General features: G+C 71.0%; 11 protein-coding genes and 1 pseudogene. 3 read left to right on the top strand and 9 right to left on the bottom strand.

Features of this window, described 5'->3' with window-relative positions:
- Positions 1–7: 7 nt before the first annotated feature.
- The 3 genes and pseudogenes from LH044_RS16485 to LH044_RS16480 all read right to left on the bottom strand — a co-directional run bounded on the left by LH044_RS16485 (position 8) and on the right by LH044_RS16480 (position 1822).
- Entirely contained in the window at positions 8–838 is an 831-nt protein-coding gene (locus LH044_RS16485; RefSeq protein ID WP_227756679.1) for an S-methyl-5'-thioadenosine phosphorylase, read from the bottom strand.
- Between the two features lie 54 nt (positions 839–892).
- Positions 893–1036 (bottom strand): annotated as a pseudogene (locus tag LH044_RS22020) (DUF6855 family protein); the annotation flags it as partial.
- Positions 1037–1066: 30 nt separating this feature from the next.
- Positions 1067–1822, bottom strand: coding sequence for an SDR family oxidoreductase (locus tag LH044_RS16480; protein WP_227756678.1), 756 nt, complete (start codon positions 1820–1822; stop codon positions 1067–1069).
- Positions 1823–1920: 98 nt separating this feature from the next.
- On the opposite strand from LH044_RS16480, the gene LH044_RS16475 reads away from it, so the two are divergent.
- Positions 1921–2961 (top strand): RNA polymerase subunit sigma-70, encoded by a 1041-nt coding sequence (locus LH044_RS16475; RefSeq protein WP_227756677.1) that lies wholly within the window; start codon positions 1921–1923, stop codon positions 2959–2961.
- Positions 2962–3206: 245 nt separating this feature from the next.
- Here LH044_RS16475 and LH044_RS16470 read toward each other — a convergent pair whose 3' ends face one another.
- Positions 3207–6515 (bottom strand): ATP-binding protein, encoded by a 3309-nt coding sequence (locus LH044_RS16470; RefSeq protein ID WP_227756676.1) that lies wholly within the window; start codon positions 6513–6515, stop codon positions 3207–3209.
- A gap of 16 nt (positions 6516–6531) precedes the next feature.
- Here LH044_RS16470 and LH044_RS16465 point away from each other — a divergent pair, with 16 nt between their 5' ends.
- Positions 6532–7401, top strand: a complete 870-nt coding sequence (locus tag LH044_RS16465; RefSeq protein WP_227756675.1) for an oxygen-binding di-iron domain-containing protein — start codon at positions 6532–6534, stop codon at positions 7399–7401.
- 12 nt (positions 7402–7413) lie between these two features.
- Positions 7414–7947: a hypothetical protein gene (locus LH044_RS16460; protein ID WP_227756674.1), complete on the top strand. Its 534-nt coding sequence runs from the start codon at positions 7414–7416 to the stop codon at positions 7945–7947.
- A gap of 117 nt (positions 7948–8064) precedes the next feature.
- Here LH044_RS16460 and LH044_RS16455 read toward each other — a convergent pair whose 3' ends face one another.
- The 5 genes from LH044_RS16455 to LH044_RS16435 all read right to left on the bottom strand — a co-directional run bounded on the left by LH044_RS16455 (position 8065) and on the right by LH044_RS16435 (position 15353).
- Positions 8065–9300 carry an alpha-hydroxy acid oxidase gene (locus tag LH044_RS16455; protein WP_227756673.1) on the bottom strand — a complete coding sequence of 412 codons (1236 nt, stop codon included), beginning with the start codon at positions 9298–9300 and terminating at the stop codon, positions 8065–8067.
- Positions 9301–9313: 13 nt separating this feature from the next.
- The gene (locus LH044_RS16450; RefSeq protein ID WP_227756672.1) at positions 9314–10660 is read right to left on the bottom strand and encodes a rhamnulokinase; all 1347 of its coding nucleotides are present in this window, start codon (positions 10658–10660) and stop codon (positions 9314–9316) included.
- A 6-nt stretch (positions 10661–10666) separates the two neighbouring features.
- Positions 10667–12718 carry a bifunctional aldolase/short-chain dehydrogenase gene (locus LH044_RS16445; protein WP_227756671.1) on the bottom strand — a complete coding sequence of 684 codons (2052 nt, stop codon included), beginning with the start codon at positions 12716–12718 and terminating at the stop codon, positions 10667–10669.
- A gap of 1 nt (position 12719) precedes the next feature.
- The gene (gene rhaI / locus LH044_RS16440) at positions 12720–13901 is read right to left on the bottom strand and encodes an L-rhamnose isomerase (protein WP_227756670.1); all 1182 of its coding nucleotides are present in this window, start codon (positions 13899–13901) and stop codon (positions 12720–12722) included.
- Between the two features lie 213 nt (positions 13902–14114).
- Positions 14115–15353 carry a DegT/DnrJ/EryC1/StrS family aminotransferase gene (locus LH044_RS16435; RefSeq protein ID WP_227756669.1) on the bottom strand — a complete coding sequence of 413 codons (1239 nt, stop codon included), beginning with the start codon at positions 15351–15353 and terminating at the stop codon, positions 14115–14117.
- Positions 15354–15395 lie beyond the last annotated feature (42 nt).

Raw genomic sequence — 15395 nt, 5'->3', positions numbered from 1 at the left:
GGCGGCGTCAGCCCGCGACCGGCGGCACGTCGGGTTCGAGGCCATTCGTCGCCTGCGCGCAGCCGCAGGATCGCTCCGACGGCATGGAGCCCAGGACGTCGACGATGACCTGCCGCGTGACCGGCATGGCTGCGGCGAAGGCGGCGTAGACCTCGTCCTGGCTGACCGGGCCGACGCCGGGGCGATCGTCGACGCCCGCGTCGTAGTCGGTCACCACGGCGATGGCGCAGCAGCAGATCCCGAGCTCTCGGAGCAGCACCGCCTCGGGGTACTGGGTCATGTTGATCACGTGCCAGCCCTGACGGCGGTACCAGTGCGATTCCGCCCTCGTGGAGAACCGCGGACCCTCCACGACCACGACGGTGCCGGACCGGTGGACGGAGACCCCCGTGGCGATCGCCCGGTCGACGACGATCGAGCGGAGCTCGGAGCAGTAGGGCTCCGCGAACGACACGTGGTTGACCGTCGGCCCGTCGAAGAAGGTCGAGGGTCGACCGGAGGTGCGGTCGACGAGCTGGTCGCACACGACGATGTCGCCGGGATGGATGTCGGGCTGCAGCGACCCCGAAGCGCACGGGGCGAGGACGCGGCGCACGCCGAGCGAGTGCAACGCCCACACGTTGGCCCGATAGTCGATCCGGTGCGGGGGGAGGTCGTGGTCGGTGCCGTGGCGAGGGAGGAAGGCCACGCCGATCGGCCCCCGATCCGTCATCACCTCGCTCACCGCCACCGGCGCGCTCGGCGGCCCGTATGGCGTGTCCACCTCGATCCGCTCGACCTCGCCGAACAGCTCGTAGAGACCGCTGCCCCCGAAGACGCCCACTTCCACGTCGCGCATGCGCCGACCGTAGAGGCCGTGGCATCGACCAAGGACCGCACACGACGGCAGCGGTCAGGTCGCTCGCATCCGGTTGTTCCGGGCGTTGTGCTCGACCTCGACGAGACCGAGGTGCTCGAGCACCGGCGGGATGTCGTTGGCGAACCGACCTCGGTAGCCCTTGCGGAGGCCGTACCAGCCGCCGACCGGGTTGTCCTCGGTACTCGTACTCGTCTCGGGGACGCGGCGTCACCACCCCACGCGGTCGCCGAGCCCGCCGGCGGTGAGTGCGTACCCTCCGGGCTCCCTGGCGGGATCGCGGAGCAGCTCGAGGACGGCGTCGCCGACCTGCTCGACGGTCAGCATCGGCCCGACCCGCTCGCGGAGCTCCAGGCGATCGACCTGCTCGTAGTCGGCGTAGGTGTCGACGAACGTGGACCCCAGCTCGGTGGCGTGGGTGAGCTTGGGCAGCAGGGCGATGAACCGGACATCCAGTCCGAGTCGCTCGGATTCGGCGCCGGCGTAGTCGCTGATGAAGCGGATCGTCGCCTTCGCGCCGGCATAGCCGCCGCTCATCGGTGATCCCATCAGCGCGGCACCGCTCGACATGGAGATGACGGTCGAGCCGCCGGCGAGTGGTGCGGAGAGCGCGGCCCGGACGAACGAGAGCGTCTGACGGACGTCCACCTGCCAGTTCAGGCTGAAGCTCTCCCATGTCTGGTCCCGGATGGATGCCGCTCGCGGCGCCGCCCCGGCGTTCAGCATGACGACCTGAGGGCGGTGCTCGGCGATGAGGCGGCCCGCCAGGGAGTCGTCGGTGACGTCGCCGACCACTGCGGTGAAGGACGGACCGAGCCCGTCCCGCGCCGCGTCGAGCGCCGCTGCGTCCCGCCCCACGCCGACGACGTGCGCGCCGCTCGAGGCCAATGCGGCCGCGATGCCGAGTCCGAAGCCTCGGCCCGCTCCGGTGACGATGGCGGTGGCTCCGTGTGGGAGGTCGGACATGGGGTTCTCCTCGGTCGGCGGTCGTTCCCCGGTTGGAACACCGCACATCCGCCGGAGATCACCGATGAGTTCGTGCCCCGTCCGGTGTTGTTACCGTCGTGGGATCCCCTGACGAGACGATCGCGGTGCGCATGGACGAGTCGGTCCTCGATCGGGCGAGAGCCGGCGACGACGATGCGTTCGAGCTGCTCGTCGGGCCGCACCGCCGTGAGCTGCTGGTGCACTGCTACCGCTCGCTCGGATCGGTCCAGGACGCCGAGGACGTCCTGCAGGAGGTCATGGTCGCGGCGTGGCGCGCCCTCGACCGCTTCGACGGCCGCTCCCTCCGAGCGTGGCTGTACCGCATCGCCACCAACCGGTGCCTGAACCACGTGCGGGATGCGTCGCGCCGGCCGCGCGCCGCCGAGATCCCGGCCTGGGCCGGTGTCGAGCGTGCGGACGACCCATGGTGGCTCGAACCCTTCCCGGACGCGTGGCTGGAGCCGGCCAGCGAGGGTCCGGAGGCGCGCTACGACGACCGTGAGTCCATCGGGTTGTCGTTCGTCGCCGGCCTGCAGGCGCTCCCGGCGCAGCAACGCGCCGCCCTCGTGCTGCGTGACGTCCTCGGCTTCCCTGCTGCCGAGGCGGCCGAGATCCTCGGGTCGTCGGTCGCGTCGGTCAACAGCGCGCTCGTCCGGGCGCGAGCCGGGTTCCGGCCCGGGCGTACGCCCGATCGGATCCCGCTGCCCCGCACCCCCGAGGCGGCATCGCTCGTCGACCGCTTCGTCCACGCCTTCCAGCAGGGCGACACGGCAGCTGTCGTCGACCTCCTCAGCGACGACGTCCGGCTGTCGATGCCGCCGGAGCCGATCCAGTGCGACGGCACCCGGGCCGTCGTGGCGTACCTGCGTGCCCGGGGGTTCTGGGGTCCCGGGCTGCAGGTCGTGCCGACCGCAGCGAACGGCCAACCGGCGTTCGGCTACTACCTCCCCGACCCGGCGAGCGACCGGGGCCGCCTCCACGGGCTCATCGTCCTCACCGTGAGCGACCGCCGCGTCACGACGATCACCCGCTTCGGCGGCGTGGACATCGAGGCCCGGTTCGTCCTCCCGTCGTCGCTCCCACCGAGCGACGACGCTGGCGCCCGACGCCGCGAGTGACGCCACCGAGCGGGGTGGCCCGCCTCGTCTCGACGGCGACGTCTTGGTCGACAGGGCTCGTCCCGCTTGGCCGCTCGGCGCACCGGTCGGCGCGCATCGCCTTCCTCGGCCTCATCACCAAGTACTTCCAGGTCGAGCGCGGCTCCTCGCTGCTCTCCACCGGCGTGCACGCGCTCGGCGTCGCCGTGGTGGGTCCGGCGTTCAGCTCGAGCTGCCGGACCCCTGACGTCCTGCCGCTGCGGCTCTCAAGGACGCAGCACGTCGAAGGTGCCTCGTCCAGACGAATCGAGGGACTGGCGGGCCGCCGTGCGTTCCGCCACTTCGTCCCGTTGGGACACGACCAGCTCGATGCCGAGGTCCGCCGCAGCGGACTCGGCCCGACGGGCCAGGACGTGGCAACCGTCCTCGTCGGCCACCTGCACGGCGGTGGCGAAGCGCTCGGCCGAGGCCTGCTCGTCGCCGGTGGCGTGGGCGAGGACTCCCTCCGCGACGAGCAACGGGATCACCTCCCAACCCATGTCGAACTCGTCGACCTGTCGGGCCCCGGCACAGAGCTCGGCTGCTTCGGCGACCCGACCGTGGCGAGCGAGGTGCTCGGCGACGAGCGACTGGTAGGCGACGATCTTGGTCCGGCCGCCCAGGGCCCGGTAGCGACGCCGGCCGTCGAGGAAGCCGCTCAGGCCGTCGTCCACCCGTCCTCTCGCCGCCTCGACCAGGCCGCGCTGCATGAGGAGCTGCCCGCCGAAGAAGGCGAACTGCGAGGCGTGGTCGGCGTCGAGGGCACGGTGCACGAACCGATCGAGGTCGTCCCAACGTCCGTGCACGGCGGACACGGCCCCGGCGAACGCGCACACACCCGGAACCACGTGCGGGGGAACCGTCGGCAGGAGGGCCTCGAACGCGGCGTGGACGTCGTCGACGGACATGTCGCCGTGGGCGGCGTAGGACCACAGCACGAACTCCTGTGCGATGACGGTGTACTCGGCCTCGAACGCATCGGCGGGCGGCGGTGCGTCGGCGAGTTGGGTGAGCGCCCGTTCGAGGTGCTCGATGGCGCCGGCGATGCGCCCGCGGGTCCACTCGTCGACGCCGAACATCACGTGGGCAGCGGCGCTCACCTGCACCCGTTCGTCCTCGCCCCACTGCCGGAGGAACCGCTCTGCCAGCGGACGAGCCTCCGCGAGGCGGCACGAGGTCGACAGCGCTGCCCACTGCGACCACGCCACCTTCCGGCTGACGTCCTGGAGCCCGAGCGAATCGGCCACCTCGTGGGCCCGCTCGAGGACGTCAGGGGTCGTACCGGCGTAGTAGCGGGTGGCCTGCATCACCTCGAGCAACCGCAACAACGTCGTCAGCTCGGCCTGTCGCGACGCGACGTCGGACCCCGCCGCTCTCCGGAGCCGGGCAGCCCGGCCCAGCGTCTCCTCGGCCTGCGTGTACGCGACCCGGCTGATCGCCGTGTCGGCGGCCCGCTCGAGCGCCGCAGCGGCGCGGGCGGGGACTCCGAGCGGGTTCGCCCTCCACAGGTGCTCGGCGAAGACCTCCGACCGATCCCGGGGCACCAGTTCATCGCCGCCGCTGCTCTCGGCCATGGCGTCGGCCACAGCGAGGTGGATGGCCGCCTGGCGCAGGACCGTGAGCTCGTCGGCCAGGACCTCCCGCACCAGGGCGTGGCTGAACTGCACGGATCCGGGATCCTCCGACGGAACCAGCAGCCGCTGCGCCAACGCAGGATCCACCCGCTCGATGCACTCGCCGATCGCGATGTCCGCCGTCTGCGCCAGCAGGCTCAGCTGCACCTCGCGACCGATCACCGCGGCGATGGTGAGCAGCTCCGACGTCGCGTCGGGCACGCTCCCGAGGCGAAGCCGTACGGCGTCGCGGACGCTCGACGGCACCTCGTCGCCCGAGCCGTCGGCTGACAGCCGGGCCAGCTCGATCGCGTAGAACGGGTTCCCGTCCGCCCGGGCGTGGATCCGGCCGGCCAGCTCCGGGGACAGCGGTCGGGGCGCGACCGATCCGAGGAGCGCCTCCGTCTCGGCCTCCTCCAGTCCCCGCAACCGCAGCCGCCGACTGCCCGGACGCCGTGCCGCAGCGCCCAGGGCGTCGGTCAGCGCGCTGGTGTCGCCGACCGTCCGCGTGCGCACGGTGGCGACGACCAGGACACCGGATCGCAGGCGCGTGGTCAGGAACTGCAGCAGCGCCAGCGAGATCGCGTCGGCCCACTGCACGTCCTCGAGGATGACCACCAGCGGTCGCCGGGCGCCGGCCAGCTCCAGGAGGTCGGCGACCGCGTCGAAGCGTTCGAACTGCAGCGCGGCCCCCTGGCCCGCCAGCAGCGGCGCCCCGCCGTCCAGGACGTCATCGAGGAGCGCGGGAGCCGGCTCGTCGACGGCGCCGACCACCTTGCGGAGCACCGGGAGCCAGGGCCACAGGGCGGGGGCAGCTCCGGACTCGTCACTCCGCCCCCAGACCACGGTCGACCCGTCACGGGCGGCGCCGGCCGCGAACTCCTGAGCGAGTCGCGTCTTGCCGATACCCGGCTCCCCTTCGATCACGACGAAGCGAGCGCCGTCGGAGGCCGCGGTCAGGGCGTCGCGCAACTGGGCGAGCTCGGTGTCCCGTCCGACCAGATCCACACCGGACGTGCGGTCCACCCGCTCGGAGCCCGCCGAGCTCATGGTGGGCTGCAGCACGAGCGATGCGTCATGGGTCAGGATCTTCGACTCGAGCGCGAGCAGCTCGGCGCTCGGCTCGAGGCCGAGCTCGTCACGGAGCAGTTCACCGGCAGCCGCCAGCGCCCGGAGCGCGTCGGCCTGACGCCCGGACCGGTACAGCGCCAGGGCGAGCATCTCCTGGGTGCGTTCGCGCAAGGGGTGCTCGTCCACCAGCGTCTGCAGCTCGGCGACGACCAGCGCGTGGCGGCCGAGCTGCAGATCGGCGGCGATCCGTTGATCGAGGACCGACCATCGCCGCTCGTCGAGGTACGCGGCCTGCGCGATGCCGTGACCGCGATCGACCAGATCGATCAGCGCCGGGCCCCGCCACAGCTCCAGCGCCCGTTCCAGGACGTCCCGGGCCTCGGCGGGCCGGTCGACCTCGAGCAGGCGCGCACCCTCGTCGGCGAGCTGCTCGAACCGCTCGATGTCCACCTGGTGACCGGCCAGATCCATGCGGTAGCCGGCCGGTTCGAGCTCGATCGTGGGTCCGCCGCACTCGGGCAACGACCTGCGGAGCCGCGACACGTAGGTCTGGAGCGTTCCGAGCGCGGATCGGGGCGGTCCGTCACCCCAGATCACCTCGACCAGGGCGTCGGCGCTGATCGGTCCTCCGCCCGCGGCGACGAGCGCGGTGAGCAGGACGCGGGGTTGGCGGCCCCCGACATCGACCGGCACGCCGCCACCACCGGTGACCTGGAGGGATCCCAGCACACCGAACTGCATCCCTGCGGATCCTAGCGACGGGGACGGGTCGCTCGACGGGTGCGTCGAGCGATCGTCGAGTGCCGGTCGAGCCGGGGATGCGACAACTGCCGACGACACCCCGTCACCCACCCGAAAGGACCCTCAGATGAACACCCCGACCTCCATCGATGTGGCACCCGGCCAGCCGATCCTGCCCGACATCCCGGCCGTCGAGCCGTACCAGATCGCTCCTGACACGTACCTCATCCCCAACCTGGTGCCCGCCCAGCCCGGCACGTTCGTGATGGCCAACAGCCTCGTGATCCTGGCCGAGGAGCCGGTCGTGGTCGACACCGGTGCTCCGATGCACCGCGAGCAGTGGCTCGCGAACGTCGGTTCGGTCGTCGACCTGGACGATGTCCGCTGGGTGTTCCTGTCCCACGACGACGGCGATCACATCGGCAACATGCACCCGCTGCTCGACGCCGCGCCGAACGCCACCGTCGTCACCAACTTCTTCTCCAACGAGCGGGCCGCGATGGAGCCCGACCGGGCGATGCCCCTCCACCGTCAGCAGTGGCTCGAGGCGGGCTCGTCGTTCGATGCCGGCGACCGTCGACTGCACCTGTTCCGGCCGCCGATCTTCGACGGGCCGACGACACGCGGCCTCTACGACGAGGTGAGCGGAGTCATGTGGGCGGTCGATTCGTTCGCCGCGCTGACCACCGGAGCGGTCTACGACGCCCCCGACGTCCCGTCGGACCTCTACGACGAGACCTTCATGCTCTTCAACAGCCTGGTGTCGCCGTGGCACGAGTGGCTCTCGCCCGAGGTCTACGGCCGCCACGTGGACTCGATCGAGGCCATCGGTGCCACGACCATCGCCACGGCGCACGGACCGGTGCTGCGCGGCTCGTTCATCCCGGGAGCGTTCGACCGGGTGCGGGCCCTCGCCGGCCGACCGAACATCGCGGCACCCGGCCAGGAGGCGCTCGACGCCATGCTCGCCGCCGCCCTCGTCGAACCCGCAGCGTGAGGGAGCAGACCGATGAGCAACTCCACCCCGATCCGCCGGCTGATCGCCGGTGTCGCGCTGATCGCAGCGCTGCTGGCCGCGACGTCCGCCTCTGCATCCGCGGGCACCGAGGCCCGCACGGCTCCCCGGCCGAAGCTGACGCTCGAGGGACACGGGACCTGGCAGGTCCGAGACGCCCTCGGCGACGTCGTGGTCAACGGCACGGGCGACCTCGCGCGCCGCAGCGGCCGCTCCGCCCGAGTCCTGGTGGCGGCCGTCGTGGATGCCGACGACGGGACCCTGCCGGGTCCCGGCGAGTGCGAGTCCGCGACCACGACCGTGTCCGCCTACGGCGGGCCCGGCATCGACATCTCGATGATCGGCATGGGCGAGGTGTGCGGCTTCGACGTGCAGATCCCCACGTCGATCGTCACCCACGTGTTCACCGGCACCTTCGAGGTCTACGACGTCTCGACGCGCACCCGCTGCCTGCTCGGCACCGACGGCTTCTTCGAGGTCCGACTGGCCGTGGACGGATCGGCCCACGTGTTCGCCATCGACACGTGAGCTGCAGCCGCTGATCGTGCGTCGACCCCGACCGTCGTCGGGGTCGACGCCGCGATGGCGGCGAAGAACCGCTTCTCCTGACCTCGGTCGCATCCGAAGAACTGCACCGAGGTGGCGTCAGTTGGGACCGCTCGGTCCGTCCGACCGGTCGATGAGGTCGCGGTCGACGGCGTCGATGCTGCCGGCGCCGAGCAGGCTCATGGTGCGGACGATGTCAGCCGCGAACCACCCGAGCAGCCGATCGACGCCGCGCTCCCCTGCTGCGCCGAGGGCGTACAGGTAGGCCCGACCGGCCATCGCTGCGGTCGCCCCGGCGGCGACCGCCTTGACGATGTCGCTGCCACGGCGGATCCCGCCGTCGCAGATGATCTCCGCTCGGCCGGCGACCGCGTCGACGACCGGCGCGACCAGATCGAACGTCGCTGGGGCCCCGTCGAGTTGTCGCCCTCCGTGGTTCGACAAGGCGATGGCCTCCACGCCCGCCTCGGCCGCTCGGACGGCATCGTCGACGCGCTGGATGCCCTTGACGACGATCGGGCCGTCCCACACCGAGCGCAGCCATTCGATGTCATCCCACGACAGCGAGGGATCGAACTGGGTGTTGATGTAGTCCGACAACGTCACCGGCGAGGCACCGTCGCCGACGTCACGACCGACGACGTTCGCGAAGCGGATGGGTTCGCTCCGGAGGAACGCCAGCGTCCAGGAGGGGTGCAGTGCTCCGTCGATGATCGTCCGGGGACCGATGGCCGGTGGGAGCGAGAAGCCTCGTCGGACGTCGCGCTCGCGCCGACCGAACACGGCGGTGTCGACCGTCAGCACCAGCGCCTCGAACGCCGAGGCCGCAGCCCGGTCGATCATCTCCTTCACGAGTCCGCGGTCGCGCCAGGCGTACACCTGGAACCACAGCCGACCGTCGCTGACCGCCCGCACCTCCTCGATCGAACGGGTGCTCAACGTCGACAGGGTGTACGGCAACCCGGCCCGCTGCGCAGCGCGGGCCACGGCGAGCTCGCCGTCCGGGTCGGCGATGCGGGTGAACCCGGTGGGCGCCAGCACCAGCGGACACGCCACGGGCGAACCGAGCACCGTCGTGGTCGTGTCGATGGATCCGATGCCGCGGAGCACGCGGGGACGGAACGTCGTCGAGGCGAACGCGGCCTGGTTGGCTGCGAGGGTGCGCTCGTCCTCGGCGCCACCGTCGATGTAGTCGAACACGCCGCCCGGGAGACGGCGCTTGGCGATGCGCCTGAGGTCCGCGACGGACGCCGCCCTCGCAAGACGACGTTCGATCGGATCGGTCTCCAGCCGGTTGAACCGGATGACCGACCGGAGCGTGTCGAGTGCCTTCATGCAGCTGCCGCCTTCACGTCGGTTCGTACCGCCGCAGATCGAACGACCCGGCCACGACCGCCCGCAGCTCCTCGAGCGAACGCGGCGCGGCGCCGTGGGCACGAGCTTGCACGAGGACGTTGCCGAGCGCGGTGGCCTCGACCGGGCCGGCGATCACCGGGCGGCCCGTCGCATCGGCGGTGAGCCGGCACAAGAGCTCGTTCTGCGCTCCCCCGCCCACGATGTGCACGACGTCGATGCGCGTGCCGGTGGTGCTGGCGAGGTGGTCGATCGTGCCGGCGTAGGCCACGGCCAGCGAGTCGAGGATGCAGCGGACGATCTCCACCTTCTTGAGCTCGCGGCGAGCGGCGGCGCAGATGCGCTCGGGCATCGAACCGGGCGCGATGAACGATCGGTCGTCGACGTCGATGAGCGGGCCTCGAGCCGTCTCCCCCGCGGCAGCGAGGAGCGTGTCGAGGTCGTGGCAGTCCCATTCGCGCATGCACTCCTGGAGCAGCCACAGGCCACCGACGTTGCGCAGGAAGCGGATGCGTCCGTCGACGCCGAGCTCGTTGGTGAAGTTGCCCTGTCGCGCCGCGGCCGTGAGCAGCGGACGGTCGAGCTCGACACCGACGAGGGACCAGGTTCCGGAGGCGATGTAGGCGAAGTGCTCCGTCACGGCAGGAACGGCGGCGACGGCCGACGCGGTGTCGTGGGACGCGACGGTCGTGACGGCGGCGCCGGCGTCGGTCTCGCCGCGGACGACCCCGGGCGGCTCCACCTGCGTCAGCATCTGCGCAGGAAGGCCGAGTCGATCGAGGATCGACGGAGACCACTGGTGGGTCCGCGGGTCCAGCAGGCCGGTCGTCGAGGCGTTGGTGAGCTCGGTGCGGAGGACGCCCGTGAGGCGATGGGCCAGGAGGTCCGGGATCAGCGCGACGTGGGCGGCGCTGCTCCACAGCGGCCCACGTCGCTCGGCAGCCAGCTGGTAGATCGTGTTGAACGGCAGGAACTGCAGCCCGTTCAGGCGGTAGAGCTCCGCGGGCGGGATGAGGTGGTGCACCTCGTCGATGACCGACGAAGTGCGCTCGTCTCGGTACGAGATCGGCGGAGCGAGCAGCTCGCCGCTGGCGTCGAGCAGTCCGTAGTCGACCGCCCACGTGTCGATGCCGACGGACTCGGCGTCGATCATCCTCAGGCCGGCCGCGACCTGCTGGACGATGTGCTCGAAGTCCCAGCGCAGGTGCCCGTCCACCTCGACGGGCCCGTTGGGGAACCGGTGCACGGCGTCGAGCTGGATGCCGTCACGGGAGACGGTGCCGGCCATGAGGCGGCCACCCGAGGCGCCGATGTCGACGGCTGCGAAGGTCCTGGCGGCCACGGCGGTCTAGCGGAGGAAGGCTGCGGCCACGCCGGCATCGACGGGGATCAGGAGGCCGGTCGTGTGGCTGAACTCAACGGATGCGATCGCGGCGACCGCAGCAGCGACGTGCTCGGGCAGGACCTCGCGCTTGAGGATCGTCCGCTGTGCGTAGAACTCGCCGAGGTCCTCCTCCTCCACGCCGTACACCGCCGCCCGCTGCGCGCCCCACCCTCCGGCGAAGATGCCCGACCCCCGCACGACACCGTCGGGATTGATGCCGTTGACGCGGATGCCGTGCTCGCCCAGCTCAGCCGCCAGCAGACGCACCTGGTGCGCCTGGTCCGCCTTGGTGGCGCTGTAGGCGATGTTGTTCGGGCCCGCGAACACGGCGTTCTTCGATGCGATGACGACGATGTCACCACCGACGCGCTGGTCGATCATCGCACGGGCAGCGGCCTTCGCCACCAGGAACGTCCCCTTCGCCATCACGTCGTGCTGGATGTCCCAGTCCGCCTCGGACGTCTCGAGCAGCGGCTTCGAGATCGACAGGCCCGCGTTGCTGACGACAAGGTCGACGCCGCCGAACGCGAGCGCTGCAGCATCGACCGCGGCCTGCACCGCGGCGGCGTCCGTGACGTCGACCGCGACCCCGATGGCGACATCGGTCGAACCCAGTTCGCTCGCAGCAGCCTCCGCACCATCGGCATCGCGATCGGCGACGACGACGCACGCGCCCTCGGAAGCCAGCTGGGCGGCGATCGCCTTGCCGATCCCGGACGCCGCCCCGGTCACGAGCGCGATCCGCCCGGCATGACGCCTGGGCTCGGGCATCCGCTGCAGCTTCGCCTCTTCGAGCGCCCAGTACTCGATGCGGAACTTCTCCGACTCCGGGATCGGCGAGTACGTCGAGACGGACTCGGCTCCTCTCATCACGTTGATCGCGTTCACGTAGAACTCGCCGGCGACGCGGGCGGTCTGCTTGTCCTTGCCAAAGGAGAACATGCCGACGCCCGGCACCAGGATGATCGCCGGGTCCGCGCCGCGCATCGGCGGCGAGTCCGTCTCGGCATGACGGTCGTAGTACGACGCGTAGTCGGCGCGGTACGCGTCGTGCAGCTCCGCCAGCCGCGCCACGCACTCCTCCACGGGCGCGGACGCCGGGAGGTCGAGCACGAGCGGCTTCACCTTCGTCCGCAGGAAGTGGTCGGGACACGACGTGCCGAGCTCCGCCAGGCGGAAGAGCTTCTCGGAGGCGAGGAACTCGAGGACCGTGTCGTCGTCGATGAGGTGACCGATCGTCGCCCGGCCGGCGGCGGCGGCGTCCGTCGACGCGATCGCGCGGAGGTGCGGCGCCAGGGCCGCAGCCTTCGCCCGCCGCTCGGCCCGGGGAAGCGCCGAGCGCTCCTCGACGACGGCACCGAGGGGCGTCGTATCGCCGTGGGTATCGAGGTAGCGCTGTGCGGTCTCGATGATCCAGCGCGAGTTGGCCTCGGCCTCGTCGCTGGTCGAGCCCCAGGCGGTGATGCCGTGGCCGCCGAGGATGACGCCGACGGCCTGCGGGTTGGCGTCGTGGACCACTGCGATGTCGAGTCCGAGCTGGAAGCCGGGCCTGCGCCACGGGACCCAGAGGACCTTGTCACCGTAGATCTGCTTGGTGAGCTGCTCGCCGTCCGCGGCGGCGGCGATGGCGATGCCGGCGTCGGGGTGGAGGTGGTCGACGTGCGCAGCGGCGACGAGGCCGTGCATCGCGGTGTCGATCGACGGCGCGGCACCGCCCTTGCCGTGACAGCAGAAGTCGAACGCGGCGACCATCGAGTCCTCGTCCGCTTCGCCGGGATAGACGTCGACGAGGGACCGCAACCGGTCGAGGCGCAGCACCGCGAGGCCTGCCTCGGTCAGGGTGCCGAGGTCGCCGCCGGATCCCTTGACCCAGAGCAGTTCGACGTCGGTGCCCGTGACCGGGTCCGTCCCGGTGCCCTTGGCCGAGGTGTTGCCGCCGGCGTAGTTGGTGTTCCGCGGGTCCGATCCGAGGCGGTTGGACCGGGCGATCAGCGCGTCGACCGTGTGGTTCGCCACGTCAGGCTCCCCAACCAGCCTGGTCACCGCCGACTCGCTCGGCGACGATCCGCTCCTGGTAGCCGCTCGCCAGGTACGCACCCATCGGATCGGTGGGCAGGTGCCGGGTGGCCCTCCAGTCGGCGAGGTCGCTGCGGACGTCCGTCGCGAAGGCGTCCATCATCACCGCGTTCCCGGCGAGGACGTCGCCGGCGCGCTCGGCGTCGGCGAGCGCGACCCGGTCGACGAGCAGCGCCTTGGCGGTCATCTCCACGACGTTCAGCACCGAGCGGATCTGAGCAGGGATCTTCGCCTCGACGTTGTGGCACTGATCGAGCATGAAGCTCACCGGGGACGGCCCGTCGACCACGTCGGCGTCGAGACCGCCACCACGGATGACCTCGAACATGATCCGGAAGAGCTGGAAGGGGTCAGCCGCCCCGACGATCAGGTCGTCGTCGGCGTAGAAGCGGGAGTTGAAGTCGAACGCGCCGAGACGGCCGAGCCGCAGCAGCTGCATGACGATGAACTCGATGTTCGTGCCCGGCGCGTGGTGGCCGGTGTCCAGGCAGACCACCGCACGGTCGCCGAGCGCCACGCACTGGACGTAGGACGTGCCCCAGTCGGGCACGTCGGTCGCGTAGAAGGCGGGCTCGAAGAACTTGTACTCGAGCACCAGGCGCTGGCGGTCGCCGAGGCGGCCGTACACCTGCGCGAGGGAGTCGGCGAGCCGGTCCTGGCGGCCACGGAGGTCGCCCTGGCCCGGGTAGTTGAGTCCGTCGGGCAGCCAGACCTTCAGGTCGCGACTGCCCGTGATGTCCATGATGTCGATGCAGTCGATGGCGTGCCGCACCGCCTTCGCTCTGATCCGGTCATCCACATGGCAGAACGACCCGAGCATGTAGTCGTCGTCCTGGAACGTGTTGGAGTTGATCGTCCCGACGCTCACACCGAGGTCCTCCGCGTGGGCGCGGAGCTTGTCGGGGTCGTCGACCCGGTCCCACGGGATGTGCAGTGCGACGGACGGTGCGACGCCGGTGGCGCGATGGACCTCGGCGGCATCGGCGATCTTCTCGAAAGGGTCCCGCGGTACGCCCGGCTGGGCGAAGACCTTGAAGCGGGTGCCGCTGTTGCCGTACGCCCACGACGGCACCTCGATCGCGAGGCGCTCCAACGCGGGGGTGATCTCGTCGAAGGACGTCATCTGCGCTCCCTGCCTTCTCGGCTGCACCCCGCAGCGCGCTACGCCTCCGGCCAGTGTTCGAACGTGCGCATTCTCACACGATCGCACATCTCCGGTCAACCGATCCGGTCCGCAGCGTCGACCTCACAGGCTCGCGAGATCCGTGGGCCCATGACGGGGGCCGACGTGAGGAGGCCGACGGACGAGCTGCAGCTCGCCGTCTCGACCTCCCGGTCAGAGCTGCGCGACGAAGCGGTCGAGGCACTCCCCGATCCAGGCGCAGTCGTCGTCGTCCAGGGAGTGGCTGCCCGGCAGGATGAGGCCCCACTCCATGACGCGGTCGGCGTTGGGGAGGCCTGCCTCCGGGAGGCGGAACGACGTGTCCCGGAACGCTGGCTGGCGAGTGGCGTTGCCGGTCCAGACCATCCGGGTGTCGATGCCGTGTCGTTCCATCCACTGCTGCAGGTCGGCGCGGCGGATCCCCGAGTCCGGCTCGATGATGAACGGGAACATGTGCCAGCCGGTCTCGATGCCCTCGGTCAGTCGGGGCAGCACGAACAGGTCGGGATACTTCGCGAAGTAGCTGCTGGTGAGCTCGAAGTTGCGCTGGCGGCGGGCCAGGTTCTCCGGGAGCTTGTCGAGCTGGACCAGGCCGAAGGCGGCGGAGATCTCGGAGGGCTCGAAGTTCCAGCCGACCTCGTCGAAGATGAAGATGTTGTCGTACTCGAGGTCGGCGTTGGACTCGTCGCCCTCGATGGCGGAGAAGAACCGCTTGTCCTCGCCGCGCGTCGACCCGAAGAGCTGCACCTCCGATCGCCGCCCCCACCGCCGCAGCAGCAAGGCCTTGTCCACGAGCTCGTCGTCGTCGAAGCACACCATGCCGCCGGTCCCCGCCGCGGTGATGATGTGCGAGAGGGCGAAGCTGGTGAGTGCGATGTCGGCCCGGCGTCCGGTCGGGGTGCCGCGCAAGGTCTGACCGAGCGCGTCGCAGGAGTCCTCGATGACGACCAGGTCGTAGCGGTCGGCGATCTCTCGGATCGCGTCCCAGTCGGGGCAGTTGCCGATCAGGTCGGGGGCAAGGATCGCCTTGGTGCGCGGACCGATCATCGCCTCGATGCCGTCCACGTCGATCTGGAAGGTGTCGGGGGTGACGTCGACGAAGGCCGGCACGATCCCTGACTTCACCATCGGGGCGATGTCGGTCGAGAACGTCACCGCCGAGGTGACGATCTCGTCGAACGGCTGGAGGCCGAGCACCTCGATGGCGAGGTAGAGCGCCGAGCTCCCGGAGTTGCACATGACGCCTCGACGCTTGCCCAGGAGCTCGGCGACGCGCTGCTCCATCGCCCGCACGTTCCGGCCGATGCGCATCGCGGTCGGGCCGCCGCGCAGCACCTCGACGACGGCCTCGATCTCCCGCTCGTCGTGGACGGAGCCGGCGTAGTCGATCCGGCGGGTCGGGGTCTCGGTCATCGGGTCACCTCCACCCCGAAGGGCACGGACTGCAGAGCCTCG

The organism is Dermatobacter hominis, from assembly GCF_020715685.1.
Classification (GTDB): Bacteria; Actinomycetota; Acidimicrobiia; order Acidimicrobiales; family Microtrichaceae; genus Dermatobacter; species Dermatobacter hominis.
This window is presented reverse-complemented; position numbering and strand designations above follow the sequence as displayed.

Excerpts from the sequence above, each read along its gene's own strand:
- LH044_RS16485 (WP_227756679.1), bottom strand. The coding sequence starts at position 838 with ATGCGCGACGTGGAAGTGGGCGTCTTCGGGGGCAGCGGTCTCTACGAG.
- LH044_RS16460 (WP_227756674.1), top strand. The coding sequence starts at position 7,414 with ATGAGCAACTCCACCCCGATCCGCCGGCTGATCGCCGGTGTCGCGCTG.
- LH044_RS16480 (WP_227756678.1), bottom strand. The coding sequence starts at position 1,822 with ATGTCCGACCTCCCACACGGAGCCACCGCCATCGTCACCGGAGCGGGC.
- LH044_RS16455 (WP_227756673.1), bottom strand. The coding sequence starts at position 9,300 with ATGAAGGCACTCGACACGCTCCGGTCGGTCATCCGGTTCAACCGGCTG.
- rhaI (WP_227756670.1), bottom strand. The coding sequence starts at position 13,901 with ATGACGTCCTTCGACGAGATCACCCCCGCGTTGGAGCGCCTCGCGATC.
- LH044_RS16465 (WP_227756675.1), top strand. The coding sequence starts at position 6,532 with ATGAACACCCCGACCTCCATCGATGTGGCACCCGGCCAGCCGATCCTG.
- LH044_RS16435 (WP_227756669.1), bottom strand. The coding sequence starts at position 15,353 with ATGACCGAGACCCCGACCCGCCGGATCGACTACGCCGGCTCCGTCCAC.